Origin of the sequence: Cryobacterium lyxosi (assembly GCF_004403345.1) — a bacterium.
Taxonomy (GTDB): domain Bacteria; phylum Actinomycetota; class Actinomycetes; order Actinomycetales; family Microbacteriaceae; genus Cryobacterium; species Cryobacterium lyxosi.
Window position 1 is genome coordinate 312,135 of record NZ_SOGT01000011.1, and the last position, 19,272, is coordinate 331,406.

The 19,272-nt window shown below is 60.4% G+C and carries 19 protein-coding genes; 13 read left to right on the forward strand and 6 right to left on the reverse strand.

The features are described from left to right. Positions 1 to 68 precede the first annotated feature (68 nt). The 6 genes from E3T27_RS09505 to E3T27_RS09535 all read left to right on the forward strand — a co-directional run bounded on the left by E3T27_RS09505 (position 69) and on the right by E3T27_RS09535 (position 6,532). A complete protein-coding gene (locus tag E3T27_RS09505) occupies positions 69 to 914 on the forward strand; it encodes a DeoR/GlpR family DNA-binding transcription regulator (protein ID WP_166786164.1) in 846 nt (281 codons plus the stop codon). A gap of 369 nt (positions 915 to 1,283) precedes the next feature. After that, positions 1,284 to 2,213, forward strand: a complete 930-nt coding sequence (locus tag E3T27_RS09515) for an aldo/keto reductase (RefSeq protein ID WP_134572359.1) — start codon at positions 1,284 to 1,286, stop codon at positions 2,211 to 2,213. A gap of 29 nt (positions 2,214 to 2,242) precedes the next feature. Continuing rightward, positions 2,243 to 4,141 (forward strand): Na+/H+ antiporter, encoded by a 1,899-nt coding sequence (locus tag E3T27_RS09520; RefSeq protein WP_134572360.1) that lies wholly within the window; start codon positions 2,243 to 2,245, stop codon positions 4,139 to 4,141. A 151-nt stretch (positions 4,142 to 4,292) separates the two neighbouring features. Then, positions 4,293 to 4,997 (forward strand): DNA-3-methyladenine glycosylase, encoded by a 705-nt coding sequence (locus E3T27_RS09525; protein ID WP_134572362.1) that lies wholly within the window; start codon positions 4,293 to 4,295, stop codon positions 4,995 to 4,997. Between the two features lie 54 nt (positions 4,998 to 5,051). Beyond that, positions 5,052 to 5,900, forward strand: a complete 849-nt coding sequence (locus E3T27_RS09530) for an alpha/beta fold hydrolase (protein WP_104198042.1) — start codon at positions 5,052 to 5,054, stop codon at positions 5,898 to 5,900. 221 nt (positions 5,901 to 6,121) lie between these two features. Then, complete coding sequence (locus tag E3T27_RS09535; protein WP_104198043.1) at positions 6,122 to 6,532, forward strand: ester cyclase; 411 nt, start codon at positions 6,122 to 6,124, stop codon at positions 6,530 to 6,532. A gap of 162 nt (positions 6,533 to 6,694) precedes the next feature. Here E3T27_RS09535 and E3T27_RS09540 read toward each other — a convergent pair whose 3' ends face one another. From E3T27_RS09540 to dhaK, 4 genes are all read right to left on the reverse strand, one after another. Then, the gene (locus E3T27_RS09540; protein WP_134572364.1) at positions 6,695 to 6,916 is read right to left on the reverse strand and encodes a hypothetical protein; all 222 of its coding nucleotides are present in this window, start codon (positions 6,914 to 6,916) and stop codon (positions 6,695 to 6,697) included. Positions 6,917 to 6,990: 74 nt separating this feature from the next. Next, the gene (gene dhaM / locus E3T27_RS09545) at positions 6,991 to 7,653 is read right to left on the reverse strand and encodes a dihydroxyacetone kinase phosphoryl donor subunit DhaM (RefSeq protein WP_241992195.1); all 663 of its coding nucleotides are present in this window, start codon (positions 7,651 to 7,653) and stop codon (positions 6,991 to 6,993) included. Between the two features lie 32 nt (positions 7,654 to 7,685). Then, positions 7,686 to 8,384: a dihydroxyacetone kinase subunit DhaL gene (gene dhaL, locus E3T27_RS09550; RefSeq protein ID WP_134572368.1), complete on the reverse strand. Its 699-nt coding sequence runs from the start codon at positions 8,382 to 8,384 to the stop codon at positions 7,686 to 7,688. 11 nt (positions 8,385 to 8,395) lie between these two features. Beyond that, positions 8,396 to 9,397: a dihydroxyacetone kinase subunit DhaK gene (gene dhaK / locus E3T27_RS09555; protein WP_134572472.1), complete on the reverse strand. Its 1,002-nt coding sequence runs from the start codon at positions 9,395 to 9,397 to the stop codon at positions 8,396 to 8,398. A 265-nt stretch (positions 9,398 to 9,662) separates the two neighbouring features. Between dhaK and E3T27_RS09560 the strand changes: the two genes are divergently transcribed. Further along, positions 9,663 to 10,382: an MIP/aquaporin family protein gene (locus E3T27_RS09560; protein ID WP_241992203.1), complete on the forward strand. Its 720-nt coding sequence runs from the start codon at positions 9,663 to 9,665 to the stop codon at positions 10,380 to 10,382. 94 nt (positions 10,383 to 10,476) lie between these two features. After that, the gene (glpK, locus tag E3T27_RS09565) at positions 10,477 to 11,991 is read left to right on the forward strand and encodes a glycerol kinase GlpK (protein ID WP_104198048.1); all 1,515 of its coding nucleotides are present in this window, start codon (positions 10,477 to 10,479) and stop codon (positions 11,989 to 11,991) included. A gap of 29 nt (positions 11,992 to 12,020) precedes the next feature. Here glpK and trpD read toward each other — a convergent pair whose 3' ends face one another. Continuing rightward, positions 12,021 to 13,073, reverse strand: a complete 1,053-nt coding sequence (gene trpD / locus E3T27_RS09570; protein WP_134572370.1) for an anthranilate phosphoribosyltransferase — start codon at positions 13,071 to 13,073, stop codon at positions 12,021 to 12,023. Between the two features lie 143 nt (positions 13,074 to 13,216). Between trpD and ctaE the strand changes: the two genes are divergently transcribed. The 5 genes from ctaE (at position 13,217) to E3T27_RS09595 (ending at position 18,359) form a co-directional block, all read left to right on the forward strand. Continuing rightward, positions 13,217 to 13,846 carry an aa3-type cytochrome oxidase subunit III gene (gene ctaE / locus E3T27_RS09575; RefSeq protein ID WP_478213405.1) on the forward strand — a complete coding sequence of 210 codons (630 nt, stop codon included), beginning with the start codon at positions 13,217 to 13,219 and terminating at the stop codon, positions 13,844 to 13,846. Positions 13,847 to 13,884: 38 nt separating this feature from the next. Continuing rightward, a complete protein-coding gene (gene qcrC, locus E3T27_RS09580) occupies positions 13,885 to 14,697 on the forward strand; it encodes a cytochrome bc1 complex diheme cytochrome c subunit (RefSeq protein WP_134572372.1) in 813 nt (270 codons plus the stop codon). A 95-nt stretch (positions 14,698 to 14,792) separates the two neighbouring features. Further along, positions 14,793 to 15,866 (forward strand): cytochrome bc1 complex Rieske iron-sulfur subunit, encoded by a 1,074-nt coding sequence (qcrA, locus tag E3T27_RS09585; RefSeq protein WP_104198051.1) that lies wholly within the window; start codon positions 14,793 to 14,795, stop codon positions 15,864 to 15,866. Then, positions 15,863 to 17,512 (forward strand): cytochrome bc1 complex cytochrome b subunit, encoded by a 1,650-nt coding sequence (gene qcrB, locus E3T27_RS09590; RefSeq protein WP_134548223.1) that lies wholly within the window; start codon positions 15,863 to 15,865, stop codon positions 17,510 to 17,512. Before qcrA ends, qcrB begins: the two co-directional genes overlap by 4 nt. 25 nt (positions 17,513 to 17,537) lie before the next feature. Continuing rightward, positions 17,538 to 18,359 carry a methyltransferase domain-containing protein gene (locus tag E3T27_RS09595; protein ID WP_134572374.1) on the forward strand — a complete coding sequence of 274 codons (822 nt, stop codon included), beginning with the start codon at positions 17,538 to 17,540 and terminating at the stop codon, positions 18,357 to 18,359. Between the two features lie 581 nt (positions 18,360 to 18,940). Here E3T27_RS09595 and E3T27_RS09600 read toward each other — a convergent pair. Continuing rightward, positions 18,941 to 19,201 (reverse strand): hypothetical protein, encoded by a 261-nt coding sequence (locus E3T27_RS09600; protein ID WP_134572376.1) that lies wholly within the window; start codon positions 19,199 to 19,201, stop codon positions 18,941 to 18,943. Positions 19,202 to 19,272: the final 71 nt, after the last annotated feature.

Consider the following 19,272-nt stretch of genomic DNA (forward strand, 5'->3'; position numbering starts at 1 on the left):
CTGTTATAAGTCAGGTAATTGAACACATCGATTTAACAAGACGCCTCAGGGCATCTATGCTGGCGATCATGAAGTTTGCCGACGTCACCGACGACGATTCCCTCACGCGCGATTCCCTCACGCGCGATGGCCTCACCGGTCCGGTGCGGCGTAGTGAACTGGTGCGCCACATCGAGGCGAACGGTCCCGTGCGACTGGAAAAGCTTGTCGAGACCTTCCGCGTCAGCGCCATGACTATTCACCGCGACCTTGATGTCCTCGCCCGCGAGGGACTCATCGAACGCGTGCGGGGCGGGGCGCGTGCAAAACCGCATCCGTTTGCCGAGCAGGATGTCCGCCTGCGCCGGGCCACCCGGGTCGGCCTCAAGAAGGCTCTCGCCGCAGAGGCAGCCCTGCTGATCCGGACCGGCGATGTTGTCGCCTTCGACGACTCGACTACGGTCGCAGCCATGCTCGGCAACCTCGCCGAGCGCGCCCCGAGCGCGGTGGTTACCCACGCGCTGGGGCTGATGCGCGAACTGACGCTGATGCACCCTCAGATCTCGCTCGTGGGCCTCGGCGGACAATACGTGCACGAGACAGACTCGTTTCTCGGCGCCATCGTGGTCGAACAGCTCAGTCGGGTCTCTGCCGACGTGGTTTTCGTGTCGACGACTGCATTGAAGAATGATGCTCTCTTTCACCCGGATGCCGCGGCCGCTGAAACGAAGCGAGCATTGCTCACTCGGGCCGACCGCAAGGTTCTGCTGCTAGACGACAGCAAGTTCGAGGCTAAGGGGCTGTACCACGTGGCCGACCTGGCCGTCTTCGATGACGTGATCGTCAATGCCGAACTCGCACCGGAGCTTCGTGAGCACCTCAACACACTCGGTCTGCGCGTGCACTACGTATCGACCCCGCCTGCCGAATTCTAGACGGGTCAAGAGCCCTCGAGCCAGACCGGTGAGTGCAGCCGGCGCGCAGCAATAAACACGGTTATACAACGTTCACCATGTGACCGATAATGCACATTATGTCAATACGTCGATAATCGTCTGCCATTACCTGGCCCGCGCTGCTTCAAGCAACCTCGACTCCCCGCCCAAGTTGAGCCCACAATTAGCGTGCCTTGAGACGCAGACAAGATTTTTCACCGCCGATATTGTTGCAGACCGCAGACCGCAGACCGCAGACCGCAGACCGCAGACCGCAGGCCGTAGACCGCAGGCCGCAGATAACACTCCGGTCGCGTTCAATCAGGTGATGAGTTGTTGTTCTTGCCCGACTGCACCCAGACTGGAGGCATGAAGACAATGACGTTACCGAATACCCACTTGGAAGTCTCGAATATCGTTCTCGGGCTGATGCGGATCGTTCCCCTCGGTGACGAAGAGATCCGATCCCTCGTTGGGGCCTCCCGAGACGCCGGCATAAACTTCTTCGATCACGCCGACGTGTATGGCAGCACGCCCCACGAATGCGAGCGTCGTTTCGGGGACGCGGTGACGTTTTCGGCAGAAGATCGGGCACGAGTGGCCATCCAGTCAAAAGTCGGTATTCGATCCGGCTTCTGGGACTTCTCCAAGGAGCACATCCTTGAATCCGTCGACGAATCGCTCTCGGCGTTGAAGACCGACTATCTCGACACGCTGCTGCTGCACCGCCCGGACGCCCTCGTGGAACCCGACGAGGTCGCCGAGGCTTTCAACGTTTTGCACGATGCGGGAAAAGTGCTCAATTTCGGCGTCAGCAACCACACCCCAGGGCAGGTCGAGCTGCTGAAACGTTCGGTGGCCCAGCCGCTCATCGTAAATCAGGTGCAGCTCAGCATCACGCACGCGCCGCTTATCGCCGCTGGTATGTCGGCCAACATGGCCGGCCTCGACCAGTCCATCGACCGGGACAACGGCATTCTCGATTACTGCCGACTCAACAACATCACGCTGCAGGCATGGTCGCCGTTTCAGAAGGGTTTCTTCGATGGTATTTTTCTGAACGATCGAGAGAGCTATTCCGCGTTGAACGATGTCATCGATGACCTTGCTCGAACCTATGACGCTCCCCCGGCTGCCATCGCCGTCGCCTGGATCACCCGTCATCCTGCCCACATGCAGGTAGTGCTCGGAACGACCAGCGTTCGGCACCTTCTCGATTCGGCCGTGGGGTCTGATATCGCTCTTACTCGGGGAGAATGGTATCGACTCTTCACTGCCGCTGGACATATCTTGCCGTAGTCCAGCCCCAGAAACCCTTGGCGGAAAAAATGGATGTTTCACTCGCTCTGCTCACTCTTGTCGTCGTTGTCTGCGCCGCCAGCGCCCTAGCGAGACGCTTGAACTTGTCTGTTCCGCTGCTGCTGGTGGTTATCGGTGTCGTCGGCTCGTATCTGCCGTTTATTCCGGCGGTACAGTTGGACCCGGAACTGGTGCTGGTGGGAATTCTTCCTCCGCTGCTGTACGCAGCCGCCATCCGTACCTCCCTGGTCGAGTTCCGCACCAACCTGCGCTCCATCGGCCTGCTGTCGGTCGGTTATGTCATTTTCGGTACCGTGGCCATCGGTCTCATCGTCTGGTGGCTGATCCCGGAAATTCCCTTGGCAGCGGCGTTCGCCCTGGGGGCGGTGGTGGCTCCCCCGGATGCGGTGGCGGCGACTACGATTGCCCGCCGAGTTGGGCTCCCGCGCCGGGTAGTGAGTCTTCTGGAAGGTGAGTCGCTGGTCAACGATGCGACCGCTCTGGTACTTCTTCGCACGGCGATCGTTGCCATTGGTGGCAGTGTCACCGTCTGGCAGGTGGCGTCAGATCTTGCTTTTGCTGCCGTTGGCGGTGTCGTGATCGGCCTGATTGCTGCATGGCTCCTGCTGCAGATCCGAAAACGCGTGCGTAATGTGGCCATAAACACGTCCATGTCGCTAGCAGCCCCGTTCGTGGCCTACATTCCGGCCGAGGAAATCAACGCATCTGGCGTGTTGGCTGTCGTTGTGGCTGGCCTGGTGATCGGCACCAAGACGCCCGCTATGCCGGGCGGCGCGTCGCGACTGAGCCAGCGCAGCAACTGGGCCACGGTGCAGTTCCTGCTCGAGAACTCTGTTTTCCTGCTGATCGGGTTACAAGTGCGATCGATCATTGAAGCGACCTCGGGTGACTCGCTGGGTGCCGGGCGCATTTGGGGTGCTTGCGCTGTCATACTCGTCGCGGTTCTCTTGTTGCGCCCGATTTGGGTGTTCCCGGCGATTTATCTCCCTCGCCTGTTCCCCAAAATTCGAAAGGCCGACCCCGCACCACCCTGGCAGTTGCCCGCCATCGTGTCGTGGGCCGGCATGCGCGGTGTGGTCACCCTGGCTGCCGTGTTCGCCCTGCCCGAAGACGTCGCACACCGTCCCGTCCTCGTTCTCGCGGCCCTGGGGGTGGTGGCTGGAACCCTGGTCGTGCAGGGCCTGAGCCTGCCGTGGCTGGTTCGTATCTTGGGGGTACGTGGTCCAGATACCAAAGCGGATGCGCTCAGCCAGGCCGCGCTCATGGATCAGGCCACCGCCGCGGGGATAGCAAACCTGCGCCGGCACGCCCGGCCCGACGATCCACCGGAGGTACTCGACATGCTCGAACGCCGCACACAGGAACGCAACCGGGCGGCCTGGGAGCGCCTCGGACGTTCAGAGCTTGCAGACCGCACTCCCAGTAAGCGTTATGTACAGTTGCGGCTGACCATGCTCGACGCTGAGCGCGCCAAGGTTCTGAAACTGCGCCATTCGGGTGAATATGCCCACGAGGTGATCAGCGAAGTGCTTGAGATGCTCGATGTTGAGGAATCTATGTTGGACACCTCGCCCGACGACCTGAGCATCGACTTCAGCGCCGAAACTCATCCCGTGACCAAGCCCGACACCTCTGGAGTGCCTCTGGGCGCCGGCGGCTGTGAGCACTTACGAGCCGTCGGTGAGCATCCGGTACCGCCGGATGCGGAATGCAGCGACTGTGTGCGCGAAGGCACCAGCCCGGTACACCTTCGGATGTGCCTAATCTGCGGCAACGTGGGGTGCTGCGATTCATCCGTCGGTCAGCACGCGACCAGGCACTTCCAAGAGTCCGGCCACCCCATCATGTGCAGCGCCGAGCCACGGGAATTGTGGCGTTGGTGCTACGTTGACGAACTCCTCGGTTAGCGAGTGCTCGTCGACACGCCCATGACGCACCGTAGATCTTCGCCGCGGACCCGCGTCGTGCGCTGGTACTGCTGTTCTGCCACGTCGACGTCCCAGATTCACGGAACGGCTCGGGCGAGCGCTTCTCACCGGGCGTCGATACGCTGACCAGATGAGTGTTCTCAATGGGTTTCATTTAGCGGACCGAGGGTTCTTTTCCCGCGAGGTGCTCCTCGTTGCGCCGGAAATTCTCGGCTGCATCCTTCAACACACCGATGACGATGGCACTGTGGCCATTCGTATTACCGAGGTTGAGGCGTATGCGGGAGAACGCGACCCCGGCGCGCACAGTTATCGGGGCGAGACGAATCGGAATAGGACAATGTTCGGCCCCGCCGGCCACCTGTACTGCTACTTCACCTACGGAATGCACCACGCTCTCAACGTCGTCGCTGGACAACCCGGCCAGCCATACGGTTGTCTCATTAGGGCGGGAGACGTGATCGAAGGTTCCGACATTGCCCGAATCCGGCGAGAAAGCAAGCCACGAAAGGTTCCTCTCCTGGATAAGAGTTTGGCGCGAGGCCCCGGCTGCGTTGCCCAAAGCTTTGGAGCAACCCTGGTCAACGACGGTGACGATCTTTTCGGTGGACAGTGGAAGTTCTTCATTCCGGATGACGGTGTGATTTTAACGCACCAAACCGGACCCCGCGTTGGCGTCAGCGGGCCCGGCGGAGATGCGACCAACTTCCCTTGGCGGTATTGGTTAGCTGATGCGTCATCCGTCTCAACCTACAAACCAGCGAAATACCGCGGTTCGACCGGCTCCCCTCGCACCGTCGTTTCAGCGATTTCCCAGCGAACCTCGATTGTCTAAGACGCACAAACTCCGTTACCTCCAACGAACCATCAACGATTGCGAGGAGAGACCATGCCTTTCATTACCGTCCCTGGTCAAAACGGGCCTGACGTCGAACTGCACTATCAAGACGTCGGTGCCGGCAAGCCCGTTGTACTGATTCACGGCTGGCCACTCAGCAGCAGGTCCTGGGAAGGTCAGGTACCTGCGCTGGTCGACGCCGGTCGCAGAGTCATCACATACGATCGCCGCGGGTTCGGCCAGTCATCTCAGCCGTGGAACGGGTACGACTATGACACGTTTGCCGCCGACTTGAAGGCCGTTCTTGATGCCCTCGACCTGCGAGACGTCACTCTTATTGGATTTTCAATGGGTGGCGGCGAGGTTGCACGTTACGTGGGAACGTACGGCACCGACCGCATCGCGAAGCTCGTCTTCGCCAGCGCAGTACCGCCGTACCTCTGGAAATCGGATGATAATCCTGATGGAGGTGTCGATGCCGAACTGGCACAGTGGTTCCACGACGGCTTGACCGAAGACCGCCCGGCATTCCTGCATGAATTTGTTCAGATGTTCTTTACTGCGGGTAAGCCCTCGTTGGTCAATAAGCCGAAGGTCAGTTCCGAGCAGATTGCGTACAACCGTAGTCTGGCCGAAATGGCCTCGCCTAAAGGCACACTCGACTGCACGGCCGCATTCGCTACGACAGACTTCCGCGATGATCTGTCGAAAATTACCGTACCGACCCTGGTGATACACGGCGACTCCGACACGATCGTGCCATTCGAGGTCAGTGGAAAGCGTACTCACGCAGCCATTTCCGGCAGCGAACTCGTCGTGATCGAAGGTGCCCCGCACGGTCTGACCGTTTCACATCGGGAGGAATGGAACCGGCACGTACTCGCCTTCCTCGCCAAATAGCGAAACCGGAAAGGGTTTGCTCTGACGGGCAGAGTCCAACGCGCAAATTTGTCATCTCTTTTGGAGTCGTGGCCGTGCGGCAGCGTGCAGGAGCTGAAGCTTTTTTCGGCCTGATCCCATAGCCTCCTGCCGCTGGCGGAGCGCTGAGCGTTAGCCGGGGTCCGGTCACCCAACACCTACATAGAACAATCCATGTCAAACCCCACGAAAAGAGTGAATACATGAGTACAGAAGCGAATATCGCGGCACAGCAGAAGTTCGGTGAAGCCGTGAATAACGGAGAACTTGATCTTTTGGACGACCTCGTGGCCGAAGATGCAGTCGATAACGACCCTGCGCCAGGTCAAGGCCCGGGCCCAGCAGGCTACAAAGCATTCTTCGGTGAGATGATTGCCGCTTTCCCGGACCTGCACATCGAAGTCGAGCGCCTTGTAGCAAACGACACCGACGTCGCATTTGCCTATACGCTCACCGGTACCCACCAGGGGTCCTTCATGGGCCACTCCGCCAGCGGTAAAACGATGTCGGTCCGTGGCATGCAAATCAGCCGGTTCGAGAACGAGAAACTTGTAGAGCGGTGGGGCAGCAGCGACCAACAGGGCATGCTCGAACAACTGGGCCTCGCACCTTAGCCTGCGACAGGGGGCTTCCTCAATCGAAATGGCTAGGGCCGAAGATGGATTTATGTATCTGACCTACGACGCGAGACGGCCTTGACCGCGCCCGGCCGATCATTTCGCCCGGTTCTGGGCTATTTGTCCCGCACTCCCGCAGCGCCAGGTTGCCCTAACGAATCAGGTGCGTGTCTGGTGTATAGTCATGCCAAATTCATTGACCGGTTCGAAGGCATCGCGGTCCCACGCTCCCGGATGCGCAACCGGGCAGTTGACCACGGTATTTCGGGTGGAATGATCAATGGTGTGTTCGTGCATGGCATGGCCGCAGATGGGGCATGCCTGTGCATTGGTCGTGGTCGGCTCTTCCGAACCTTTTGAGGTATTCCTGTCCTGAATCATGCCCTCACGATACGCCGGATTGGACAATAAGGCACGGAACTGCTAGGCGTTTTCCTCAAGTTTGCGACGGCGGCTCACTGCTCGCCGAAGCCTGATTCCAGCAGGTCCGCGAGGGCGTTGATCGCCGGTCCAGCCGCGGGGTCTGTGGACGTGAGTTGCACACTGCTCCCCCGGGCCAGGCCGAGCGACATTATGCTCAGCAGACTGCGGGCGTCCGTGCCGTTCACGCTGATCGGAACCGAGAATGTGCTCGCGAGGTTGACGAATTCTGCGGCTGGTCGTGCGTGAAGGCCGTCCTTGTTGATGAGGATCACCGTGCGTGACACCCCGGTCGCAGCGGGAGGCTGGATCGCCAGCGTGGCTTCACTCATCACATGCAGCGCTGACTGCGCCGCCGCCACGACCTCGTCGAGGTCTCCCCCGGTTTCTGCGGCCACCGCCGCAGCCACCCCGCCTTCGACGAAGGGCGCGTCGACAATCCGCACCTGGTCTTGCTCGGCCTCCTCGAGAAAATCGCGCACTGTTTCCGCGGTCAGGATGGCCGAACCGAGATCGCACAAGATCACCACCCCGGCACCATCGTTCGCCGCGCTGATTCCGACGCTGATCTTCTCAAAGCTCGTACCGATTCCACCGGAATCTGTTCCACCCGCGGCGGCAAGACGCACCGTCGGCGCCATTTGGCGCGCCAGTTCGACCAAGCCCGTCGCGATCTTCTCGCTGTGCGAAACGAACACGATACCGACGCGTCCAGCGGATTCCGCCACCATCAATGGTGCGACATCAGGTCGGCCGCGGCGCGCAGCAGCAGTGACGTCGACTGGGAGCCCGGGTCTCGGTGACCGATTGCTCGCTCTCCGAGATAACTCGCCCGTCCCTTGCGTGCTACCAGTGGCTCGGTAGACTGCGCGCCGTGCTCTGCAGCGTCTGCTGCGGCCAGCAGGACGGTGCCAACGGGTGAGCCCGCCGTCTGCGCGGCCGACGCCGCGTTCACCGCCGGTGTCCAGGCGTCGATCATGGTCTTGTCACCCTCCACTGCTTTGCCCCGCAGCACGATGCCATCCCGCGCCGCCGTCAGCAGGGCGACCAATGCAATCGCATCCAATGACTGCACCGCCCCGACAGCACCGGCGGCTTTGAGAAAGGCTGTGCCGTACAACGGACCGGCAGCGCCGCCCACAGTAGAGATCAGGGTTGTGGCAACGAGTTTCAACACGGCCCCCGGCGTTGTCTCATCGGTGACTTCCTCGAGCTTGGGCAGGATCGCCTGAAAACCACGATCCATGTTCTCCCCGTGGTCGCCGTCGCCGATGTCGCGGTCGAGGGTGTTCAGGGCGGCACGATTGGCTGCGAGTACCTCGGCGCTTCGCCGAATCCAGCGAATAGTCCAGCCAGTGTCCAGCCGGAGAGCTGCGTTGGCGAGGGCGGCGTCACCGACAACTGCGCCAGGTTCGTCGTTCGGGGTCATTGAATCTCCTTCTATCGTCCCCACCGTAGCGCGGCCGTCTGCACCGGGGCGTCCCATAGCGCCGTGAGTTCGTCGTCGAGTTTCAGAACGGAGATCGATGCTCCCGCCATCTCGAGGCTCGTCGTGTAATTGCCGACCAAGCTCCGGGTGACCGTGATGCCGCACTCCTGCAGAACTTCGGCGGCCCGGCGGAACACGATGTACAGCTCAATCTGTGGTGTGCCGCCCATACCGTTGACGAGCAGGAGCACCTCGTCGCCACTGGCAAATGGCAGGTCCTCAAGAATGGGGCCGAGGAGCCGGTCCACGATGGCGTCGGCGGGCTCGAGCTTGATTCGCTCTCGCCCTGGCTCGCCGTGAATGCCAATGCCGATTTCGATTTCGTCGTCGGCCAGGGTGAAACTCGGTTCCCCCGCGTGCGGCACGACGCACGGGGTGAGCGCAACACCCATGGTGCGCACGTGGGAATTCACTTTCTCGGCCACGGCGGTCACGGCATCCAGGTCATCTCCGCGCTCAGCGGCAGCTCCGGCAATCTTCTCAACGAGGATCGTTCCGGCCACGCCGCGGCGTCCGGCCGTGTACAGCGAGTCCTTGACGGCGACATCGTCGTTGATGATGACCGTGCGAACCTGGATGCCATCAGCGGCTGCAAGATCAGCAGCGGTCTCAAAATTCAGCACGTCGCCGGTGTAGTTCTTGACGATGTGGAGCACTCCCGCTCCACCGTCGACGGCCTGTGTCGCTGCCAGGATGGGGTCCGGTGTTGGCGAGGTGAAAACGGGGCCGGGAACGGCGGCATCCAGCATTCCGAATCCTACAAATCCTCCGTGCATTGGTTCGTGTCCGCTGCCGCCTCCACTGACGATTCCGACCTTGCCGTGCAGCGGCGCGTCCGCGCGCACAATGAAAACCGGATCGTGCGAGACCCGCACAATGTCGGCGTGCGCCACCTCGAACCCGGCGACGGCTTCATTGACGACATTCTTCGGATCGTTGATGAGCTTCTTCATGACCAGCCATTCACTCGGTGGTGCCACGGATTCATTCGGGTGCTTCGCCCAAGCGCATTTTCCCACGCCCAACATACGCGGTATTACCACGATCAGTAAGAGTCAGGGCGAACTCGCCTGGCCTATTCCCCTTCGTGACGCCCCGCGCTATGTTATGTCCGTCCGCTCACCGCAGAGGGGAAGCTGCAGCATCCCCTGCTTGACCAGAAAGGTTCTCGTGGAAAATATCGGAGCTGTATTCGTCTCGGAGGTCGTGGGCACTGCGATGCTGGTTCTCCTCGGAACCGGCGTGGTTGCCAACGTCGCCTTAGCCAAGAACAAGGGCCTCGGGGGTGGATTCCTCATGGTGACCATCGGCTGGGGCTTTGCGGTGTTCGCCGGTGTCATCGTCGCCTACCGTTCGGGGGCGCACCTCAACCCGGCCGTCACTTTAGGTCTCGTCGCCAACAACGCAGAGAGCTTCGGGATGGGAGTTCCCATCAACCCGATCTCTGTGTTGGTCTACATCGGGGCCCAAATGCTCGGCGCCTTTCTCGGTGCCATCGCCTGCTGGCTTGCTTACAAGCAGCACTTCGACACCGAACCAGACCCGGCTAACAAACTCGGCGTCTTCTCGACCGGGCCAGCCATCCGCTCGTACGGCTGGAACCTGGTCACCGAAATCATCGGTACCTTCGTGCTGGTTTTCGTCGTTATCGCCTTCGGTGGGGACCGGCAGGGAGTCAGTGGCGGTTTGGCGGGTCTCGGTGCGCTTCCCGTCGCCATCCTGGTTATTGCGATCGGTGCTTCCCTCGGTGGTCCGACCGGTTACGCCATCAATCCGGCTCGAGACCTCGGTCCACGCATCGCCCACTTCATCCTGCCGATCAAAGGCAAGGGAGGCTCCGACTGGGCCTACTCTTGGGTGCCCGTCGTCGGGCCAATCATCGGTGGCCTGCTCGCCGGCTGGGCTGCGCTGATTCTGCTGCCCTTACTGGCCATTTGATTTGAACGAAGGGGCCCGTCCCTTGAACGGATGGGCCCGTTGTCATGCGACCACAGCTGAACTTCACACATACTCACAGGGAGGACACGCACCAATGACTGACTACATTCTCGCCATCGACCAGGGAACGACCAGTTCTCGGGCAATTATCTTCGACCGGGCCGGATCAATCGTGTCGACCGGGCAACTCGAACACGAACAGATTTTTCCCCAGGCCGGCTGGGTTGAACACGACCCGAAAGAAATTTGGGACAACACCCGCGAAGTGATCGGGCAGGCATTGTCCAAAGCGAACCTCACACGGCACGACATCAGGGCCATCGGCATCACAAACCAGCGGGAAACCGCCGTGGTGTGGGACAAGACGACCGGTGTTCCCGTCTACAACGCGATCGTGTGGCAGGACACCCGCACCCAGCCCATCGTCGACCGCCTCGCCGCCGACGGGGGCGTCGAACGGTTCAAGAAGAAGGTTGGGTTGCCCTTGGCTACCTACTTCTCCGGCACGAAAATAGTTTGGATTCTGGAGAACGTTGAGGGCGCCAGGGCCAAGGCCGACTCCGGCGACCTGCTCTTTGGAACGACGGACTCCTGGGTGTTGTGGAACCTCACCGGCGGAGTGGACGGCGGCGTGCACGCTACCGACGTTACCAACGCAAGCCGTACCCTGCTCATGGATCTGGAAACCTTGCAATGGGACGACGAGATTCTTGCTATTTTCGACGTGCCCAAGTCGATGCTGCCCTCGATCCGATCGTCGTCGGAGGTGTACGGCACTGCACACACCTCGAGCCTGCTGCGTGAGGTGCCTATCGCCGGCATCCTCGGTGACCAGCAGGCCGCGACCTTCGGTCAGGCGGCGTTTGACCAAGGCGAAGCCAAGAACACGTACGGCACCGGCAATTTCCTGATCTTCAACACGGGTACCGAGATTGTGCATTCCAAGAACGGACTTCTCACGACTGTGGGGTACAAGCTCGGCGACGATGCCCCGCACTACGCCCTGGAGGGATCCATCGCCGTGACGGGCGCCTTGGTGCAGTGGATGCGCGACAATCTTGGAATGATCAGCTCGGCCTCCGAGATTGAGGCTTTGGCAAAAACCGTCGATGACAATGGCGGAGCCTACTTTGTACCAGCGTTTTCGGGATTGTTTGCGCCGTACTGGCGTTCCGACGCGCGCGGTGCCCTCGTCGGTCTCACCCGATTTGTGAACAGAGGCCACATCGCACGAGCAGCGCTAGAGGCGACGGCGTTCCAAACCCGGGAGGTCATCGATGCGGTCAATGCCGACTCGGGTGTTCCCCTCACGGAGATCAAGGTCGATGGCGGAATGATCGCCAACAACCTGCTCATGCAGTTTCAGGCCGACATTCTCGGCGTTCCCGTGGTTCGCCCGGTCGTTGCGGAGACGACAGCGTTAGGTGCAGCCTATGCTGCCGGTCTTGCGGTGGGCTTCTGGGCGGGGCTCGACGAACTGCGCACCAATTGGCAGGAAGACAGCCGGTGGACGCCCCAGATGGACTCAACCGAACGCAACCGCCAGCTGCGCAACTGGAAAAAAGCGGTCACGAAGACTTTCGGGTGGGTCGACGAGGACGTTCTCTAGTGAGCCTCAACCGCACGGCGGCCTCGGTTTCAGACCTCGGTCGCCGCAATCCACGCTGATAATTTGGCCGTGGCCACACCGGAGTCAATGGCTTCGGCGGCCACGGCCAACTTATTGCGGAAGCGGTCCACTATCGCCACTTGCACTTGAGACGCGTCATTGGCCAGGTCGAAGGCCACCAACCCGGCTGCGGCATTGAGCAAAACGATGTCGCGAATGGGGCCTGGCTCCCCGGCGAGGACGGAGTGCACGATGTCCGCGTTGTGCTGAGGTGAACCGCCGACCAGATCGCTAATCTGCGCTCGCTGGATGCCGAGGTCCCGCGGGTCGATGTCGTGTTCGGTCACCAGGCCGCGTGACACTTCCCAAACGTGGCTGTGCCCGGTTGTCGTCATTTCGTCGAGGCCATCGTCTCCCCGAAAGACCAGGGCCGTTGCACCGCGAGTTTGAAACACACCAACGAAGAGCGGCACCCGATCAAGGTCGGCCACGCCGACGGCGGATGCCTCGGGTCGCGCCGGATTGCACAGTGGACCGAGGTAGTTGAATACGGTGGGAATACCCAACTCTTTGCGAGTGAGGGCCACGTGGCGAAACCCAGGATGAAAAGCCGCAGCAAAGGCAAAGGTGATCCCGGTTTCCTTGAATACCTGGGCAACACGCGTCGCGTCCCGCGACAGGTCAATCCCCAATTCGCCGAGGACGTCGGACGATCCAGAAGCGGAACTCGCGGCGCGGTTACCGTGCTTGACTACCGGCACACCCGCTGCCGCGCAGACGATCGACGCCATGGTCGAAATATTAACGGTATTGAACTTGTCGCCCCCCGTTCCGACGATGTCGAGGGCCATGGGGTTGACCGGCAGGGCAACCGCATGCTCAAGAATTGCATCACGAAATCCAACAATTTCGTCGACAGTCTCTCCTTTTGCACGCAGCGCCACTAGGAAAGCGCCGAGTTGGGACGGGGAAGCCTCCCCGAGCATGATCTGTTCCATGCTCCAGGCAGCATCCGCCACGCTCAGATCCCGTCCCTCCAAGAGGGAATTCAGTATGTTAGGCCAAGACTGCGATTCAAGCATGTTTCCGATCATAGGAGAACGAGCGCAACTCCCCCGAATTCACGCCGTTCGTGCGCTGAATCAGCAGACTCCCAGCGGGTAGAAACTCCCAATTACACGCCCGAATGAGAAAAACCTGTGGGATTATCGGCCATAATAGAAGGGTGACCAGCACCTCAATTACTCAAACGGCGAGTGCGCCCGTCGTGAACCGGCCCAACAGCGTGGCTGTGGGCACCATTGTGTGGTTGGGCAGCGAGGTGATGTTTTTCGCGGGTCTGTTCGCAATCTACTTCACGCTTCGTTCAACCTCCCCCGAGCTCTGGCTCTTCGAGGCCGACAAGCACAACGTCACCTTCGCGTTGATCAACACGCTGATCTTGGTGTCGTCCTCGGTGACCTGCCAATTCGGAGTGTTTGCCGCTGAACGGCTGCAGGCGCGTTCGACCGGTTGGAAGCCGAGTGAGTGGGGCATGGTCGAGTGGTTCTTTCTCACGTACGCTCTGGGTGCGATCTTCGTCACCGGCCAGGTGTTCGAATACGCCACTTTGGTCTCAGAGGGAGTTTCCCTTTCATCGAACGCCTATGGTTCGGCGTTCTACATCACGACCGGCTTTCACGGGATTCACGTGACCGCCGGCCTACTCGCCTTCCTTCTCATCATTGGGCGTGGTTTCGCGGTCAAGAACTTCGGCCACAAGGAAGCCACCAGTGCCATCGTGGTCTCCTACTACTGGCACTTCGTCGACGTCGTCTGGATCGGGCTCTTCCTGGTCATCTACGTTCTTAAATAGAAATCAATACTTAGAAAACGGGAGCGGACTACTTCAGCATGACCAAGATCAAAACCCCTCGCGCACGTCGGCCACGCAAGACCGGACGTCGCAATCCTCTCGCCAGTGTTGCGCTCATTGCCGTCGGACTGCTCTTCACTGGAGGCGCCTATGTCGCCTTCAGCACCAGCACTGCCGTTGCGACAACGGATGCGTCCTCCCAGCAGACCATCGACCAGGGTGAAAAGCTCTTCGCTGCCAACTGCGCCACATGCCATGGGCTTAGTGCTCAGGGGTCGTCAGAAGGTCCCAGCCTGATCGGAGTTGGAGCAGCCTCGGTTGATTTCCAGGTCGGTACCGGTCGCATGCCGATGCAGATGCAAGGCCCGCAGGCACAGAAGAAGCCGGTTCAGTTCACAGCCGAGCAGACCGCCGCGCTGGCCGCTTACGTCGCTTCGCTCGCTCCCGGCCCGGCCATTCCCTCCGCCGAATTGGTCAAAGCTTCCGGAGATGCTTCGACGGGTGCCGAACTGTTTCGCATCAACTGCGCCATGTGCCACAACGTCGCCGGTGCCGGTGGCGCGTTGACCGAAGGTAAGTTTGCCCCCGCGATCGAGAACGTATCGGCCCAGCACATCTACGAGGCCATGCTTACCGGCCCGCAAAACATGCCGGTCTTCAACGATATGAACATGACGCCTGAAGACAAGCGGGACATCATCACTTACCTGAAGTACGTCGAGGACAACCCGTCTCCAGGCGGATTGGCTCTCGGGTCCTTGGGGCCGGTAGCGGAAGGCCTCTTCATCTGGATCTTTGGCCTGGGTGCAATCGTGGCCCTCACCGTGTGGATCACAGCGAAATCGAATTAGGCCGCGTTTTTCGGTCTTGACGTGACGTTCGGAATCGATCGGACGCCACGGAGCACCACAGTGCACAGTATTTACACAGCCCACAAAGGAGAACAATGGCCAAGGACGATAACGGCGCGGAAGACGTAACCGCCGCCGACTCGCCTGGCGCGCAGCTCGCGACATCCGCCGCAAGCACAGCCGTCGTTACACGGGATGCCTTGGTCAATCCAGGGTTCCCGCCGCACCGCCCGCGTATCACCGACCTTGATCCCAAGGAAGAACGCAAGGCTGAGCGCACCGTCTATACGCTGTTCTACGTGTCCATCGTGGGTAGTGTTTTCGCGATCGCCGCATACATGGCTTTTCCGATCGTTGCCGAGGATCCCGGATCCGTACGACTGAACAATCTTTTCATCGGACTCGGCCTCACTCTCGCCCTGTTGGCGATCGGTATCGGAGCCGTGCACTGGGGCAAGGCCCTGATGAGCGATCACGAGGGTGTTGACGAACGCCATCCCGTTCGGGGAACCGAACCGGTTCGTGCCCGCGCCGTCGAGATCTTCCAGCAGGCTAATGAGGAATCAGGCTTCGGACGCCGTACGCTCATTCGGAACAGCCTGATCGGTGCCCTCGTCGTCTTCCCGCTGCCGGCCGTCGTCTTGTTTCGTGGCCTTGGCCCAATGGACCAGGATCCGGTAGCCCTGCTCCACGAGACCTTGTGGAAAAAAGGCGTCCGTCTCACGATGGACCCGAGTGGAACCCCGATCAAGGCAGCGGACGTCACGCTCGGATCGTCATTCCACGTCATTCCCGAGGGCCTGTCCGAAATGGGCCACGGTCGTTTGGAAGAGAAGGCTAAAGCCGCCGTTCTGCTCATTCGAATGGATCCAAGTGACCTCATCGAGCAGGAAGACCGCAAGTCTTGGTCGTATGATGGCATCGTTGCATACTCTAAGATCTGCACCCACGTTGGCTGCCCGGTCGCACTTTATGAACAGCAAACGCACCACCTGCTTTGCCCGTGCCACCAGTCGCAGTTTGACGTTGAGAACCACTGCAAGGTCATCTTCGGACCGGCTAAACGGGCACTACCGCAGCTCCCGATCGCCGTGGACGCTGAGGGCTACCTAATCGCGCAGAGCGATTTTACTGAACCAGTTGGCCCGAGTTTCTGGGAGCGAGCATGACAACAATAATCACCCGCGAGTCCGCTGATGACCAAGCCGTCGGGGCAAAGAAGTCTGGTGGTTTCACCGCGTCAGCGGCCAACTACATTGACGAACGAACGAGCATTTCGGGCGCGGTCAAGGAACTTGGCCGAAAGATTTTCCCTGACCACTGGTCATTCCTTCTAGGAGAGGTGGCGCTGTACAGCTTCGTCATCATCCTGTTGTCGGGATCATTCCTGACATTCTTTTACCAGGCATCGATGGCTGAAGTCGTCTATGACGGTTCGTATGCCCCACTCAAGGGCATTCCGATGTCCGTCGCAATGTCGTCCACGATGGACATCTCGTTTGATATTCGCGGTGGCCTTCTCATGCGTCAGGTCCACCACTGGGCAGCGTTGCTTTTCGTCGCAGCCATCGGGTTGCACATGCTGCGCATCTACTTCACGGGTGCATTCCGCAAACCGCGGGAGCTCAACTGGGTGATCGGTTTCATCCTCTTCATCCTGGCCATGGCTGAAGGCTTCACTGGCTACTCCCTCCCCGATGACTTGCTCTCCGGTAATGGCCTGCGCATCATCGATGGACTGATCAAGGGCATCCCGGTTGTGGGCACCTGGGTCTCGTTCTTGCTCTTCGGTGGAGAATTCCCCGGCACTGACATCGTCGGTCGGCTGTACTCGCTGCACATCCTGCTGCTGCCGGCCATCATTGTCGCGCTGATCGCCATGCACCTTCTGTTCGTCGTCGTGCACAAGCACACGCAGTACCCGGCAGCCGGGCACACCAACCAGAACGTAGTCGGTTACCCGGTCCTCCCGGTGTACGCCGCCAAGGCTGGCGGGTTCTTCTTCATCGTTTTCGGTGTCGTCATGCTCATCGCGTCGCTGTTCACGATCAACCCGATCTGGAATTACGGACCGTACGACCCTTCACCGGTGTCGGCGGGTACCCAGCCCGACTGGTACATCGGCTTCGCCGACGGCGCCATGCGTTTGATTCCGAGCGGTTGGGAGTTTGTCTGGCTCAACCACACCTACTCGCTCAACATCATGGTCGTATTGATTGTGGTGGGTCTGTTCATCGTGACCGTTATGGTCTACCCCTTCATTGAAGCGTGGATCACCGGAGACAAGCGGGAACACCACGTTCTCGATCGTCCGCGCAACGCTCCAACCCGCACGGCTATCGGCGCGGCAGGTGTGACATTTTACGCGTCGCTCTGGTCAGCAGCCTCATCGGACATCATGGCGACGCACTTCCACCTCACCATGGAAGGTGTCATCCACACGCTCCAGGTGACCACGTTGCTCGGCCCGTTCCTCGCTTTCTTCATCACCAAGCGGGTTTGCCTGGCCTTGCAGAAGAAGGACCGTGAAATCGTGCTGCACGGTTATGAATCAGGTCGGATCGTTCGGCTTCCCGGCGGGGAGTTCGTCGAGGTGCACCAGCCCGTTGATGAGTACGAGCGCTGGAAGCTGGTCAGTTACAGCGACTTCAAGCCGCTTATGCTGCGACCCAATGCCCAGGGTAAGATCGGGCCGGTCGAGAAGGTACGTGCAGGCTTGTCCCGCTGGTTCTTCGAGGACCGGATCACTCCGGTCACGCAGACAGAACTGAGTCGGGCCCACGGCGATCACCCTGCAGAAATCACCGATAAGTAAATCACACCCAGCAGATCGGGCATCGATGTCACTCCAGACGCTATCGGAGTGGCTTCGGTGCCCGAACTGTTTTCTGCCGTTACGTCGCAGCGGCGAGCTTTTGCTGGGCTGTGACAACGGGCATTCCTTCGACGTGAATAAGCGCGGCTTTGTCAACCTGCTTGCCGGACCGCGTAAATTCATTGGTGATAGCGCCGCCATGCTGGACGCCCGAGATAGGTTTCTCTTCGCCGGCTGGTACGCACCACTCCGTGACGCCATCCGGCACATCGTGGCCGATGAGGTGCCCAAGTACATCCTCGATGTGGGCTGCGGTACGGGATATTACCTAGGGGCGGCGCTGCCCTCAGGAGACGATGTACGGGCGCTGGGAATGGACCTCTCCCCCACTGCCGTGGGCCGTACCATCCGGTCGCGTGATCGCATTGAGGGGCTGGTGGCGGATGTGTGGTCGCCGCTCCCTGTGCGCGATGGCGCCGCGGATATCATTCTCAACATTTTTGCTCCGCGCAATGCTGCTGAATTCGCCCGCGTGCTCCGAGCGGATGGTTTGTTGCTGGTCGTCGTTCCACAACCGAGCCATCTGCAAGAGCTACGGGAGTCGGGCCTCGCTGTAGAAATGCAAGCTGATAAAGCCGCTCATTTGACGGCTAGTCTCGCCGCTTGGTTTACTCTCGAGATGCACGAACAGCTCGGCCGTACCGTAGAGCTGGCGCCTTCGGAAGTGACGTCGCTCATTGGGATGGGTCCATCCGCGCATCACGCGGGCTCGTCCGGAGTGGACCCGGTGGGAATGGATCGAGTCGTCACGTTCGCGTTCGACATTTTTGGCTTTCGGCGTCGCTGAGGAAATATTGCCTTTTGTGGACTCCTTTTGTGGCGCGGGTGGGCGCCATCGTGCGGTTGGGATGGTTGAGTGCCACATCAGGAATACGTTCACGCATCCGGTCAAACGCAAGCGGTCAAACGCAAGCGGTCAAACGCCGGCGGTCAAACGCCGGCGGTCAAACGCCGGCGGTCAAACGCCGGCGGTGATGAGTTATGACCGGTTCTGCCGGCTTTATGGCGATTATGCTGCCGCCGCGGGTTGATCACGAGGCGGGCCGCAGCATCGAGGTCTGTTAGTGCTGACTGAAAATAGGGCCAGTATCGCCGAGAGGTTTAAAGGGTCGCTGCAACGGTGTGGCCGTGCGGCCTCCAACTGTGCTTTATAGGAGGAGTGAAAATGGGACGGAAACCACAGCCACCGGAGCAATGGATGCCGTTCTTCACGGCGCAGGTGTCGGGTACATCACTGAAATAGTCCGCAGCACTGACCGGTATGTCCAGGTCTACTGCCTGTCCGTGGCTCAAGGGCTGTGGCTCAAGGAGTCGGGCGGAACGCGGCCACGGGTGACGGGTGACGGGTGACGGGTGACGGGTCCACGATCAGCGTTGCGTTCGCCGCTCGGTGAGCGCGAGAGCATCTCGCGCGATCTTGCCGAGCATCGGTCGCTGGCGCCGAGCGTCGCCGAATTGGGCAGGTCCATTCCCACCGCTCGGCGAGAAGTATTGCGCAATGGCGGGTCGAGCGGATACCGCGCGGTCCAGACGAACGTCTCGTATCCGCTCGAACACGCCGGCCGCGACTGCGGGAAGTAGCCACTCGACGATCGGCTGGGGCAGCGCGTCGGATCCCACCCAGCTCAACGTCTGCTGGTCTCCGCAGCAGACTTTCCGATGGCTGCTGTCGGAGTTTCCAGACGACGAACACCTGCACG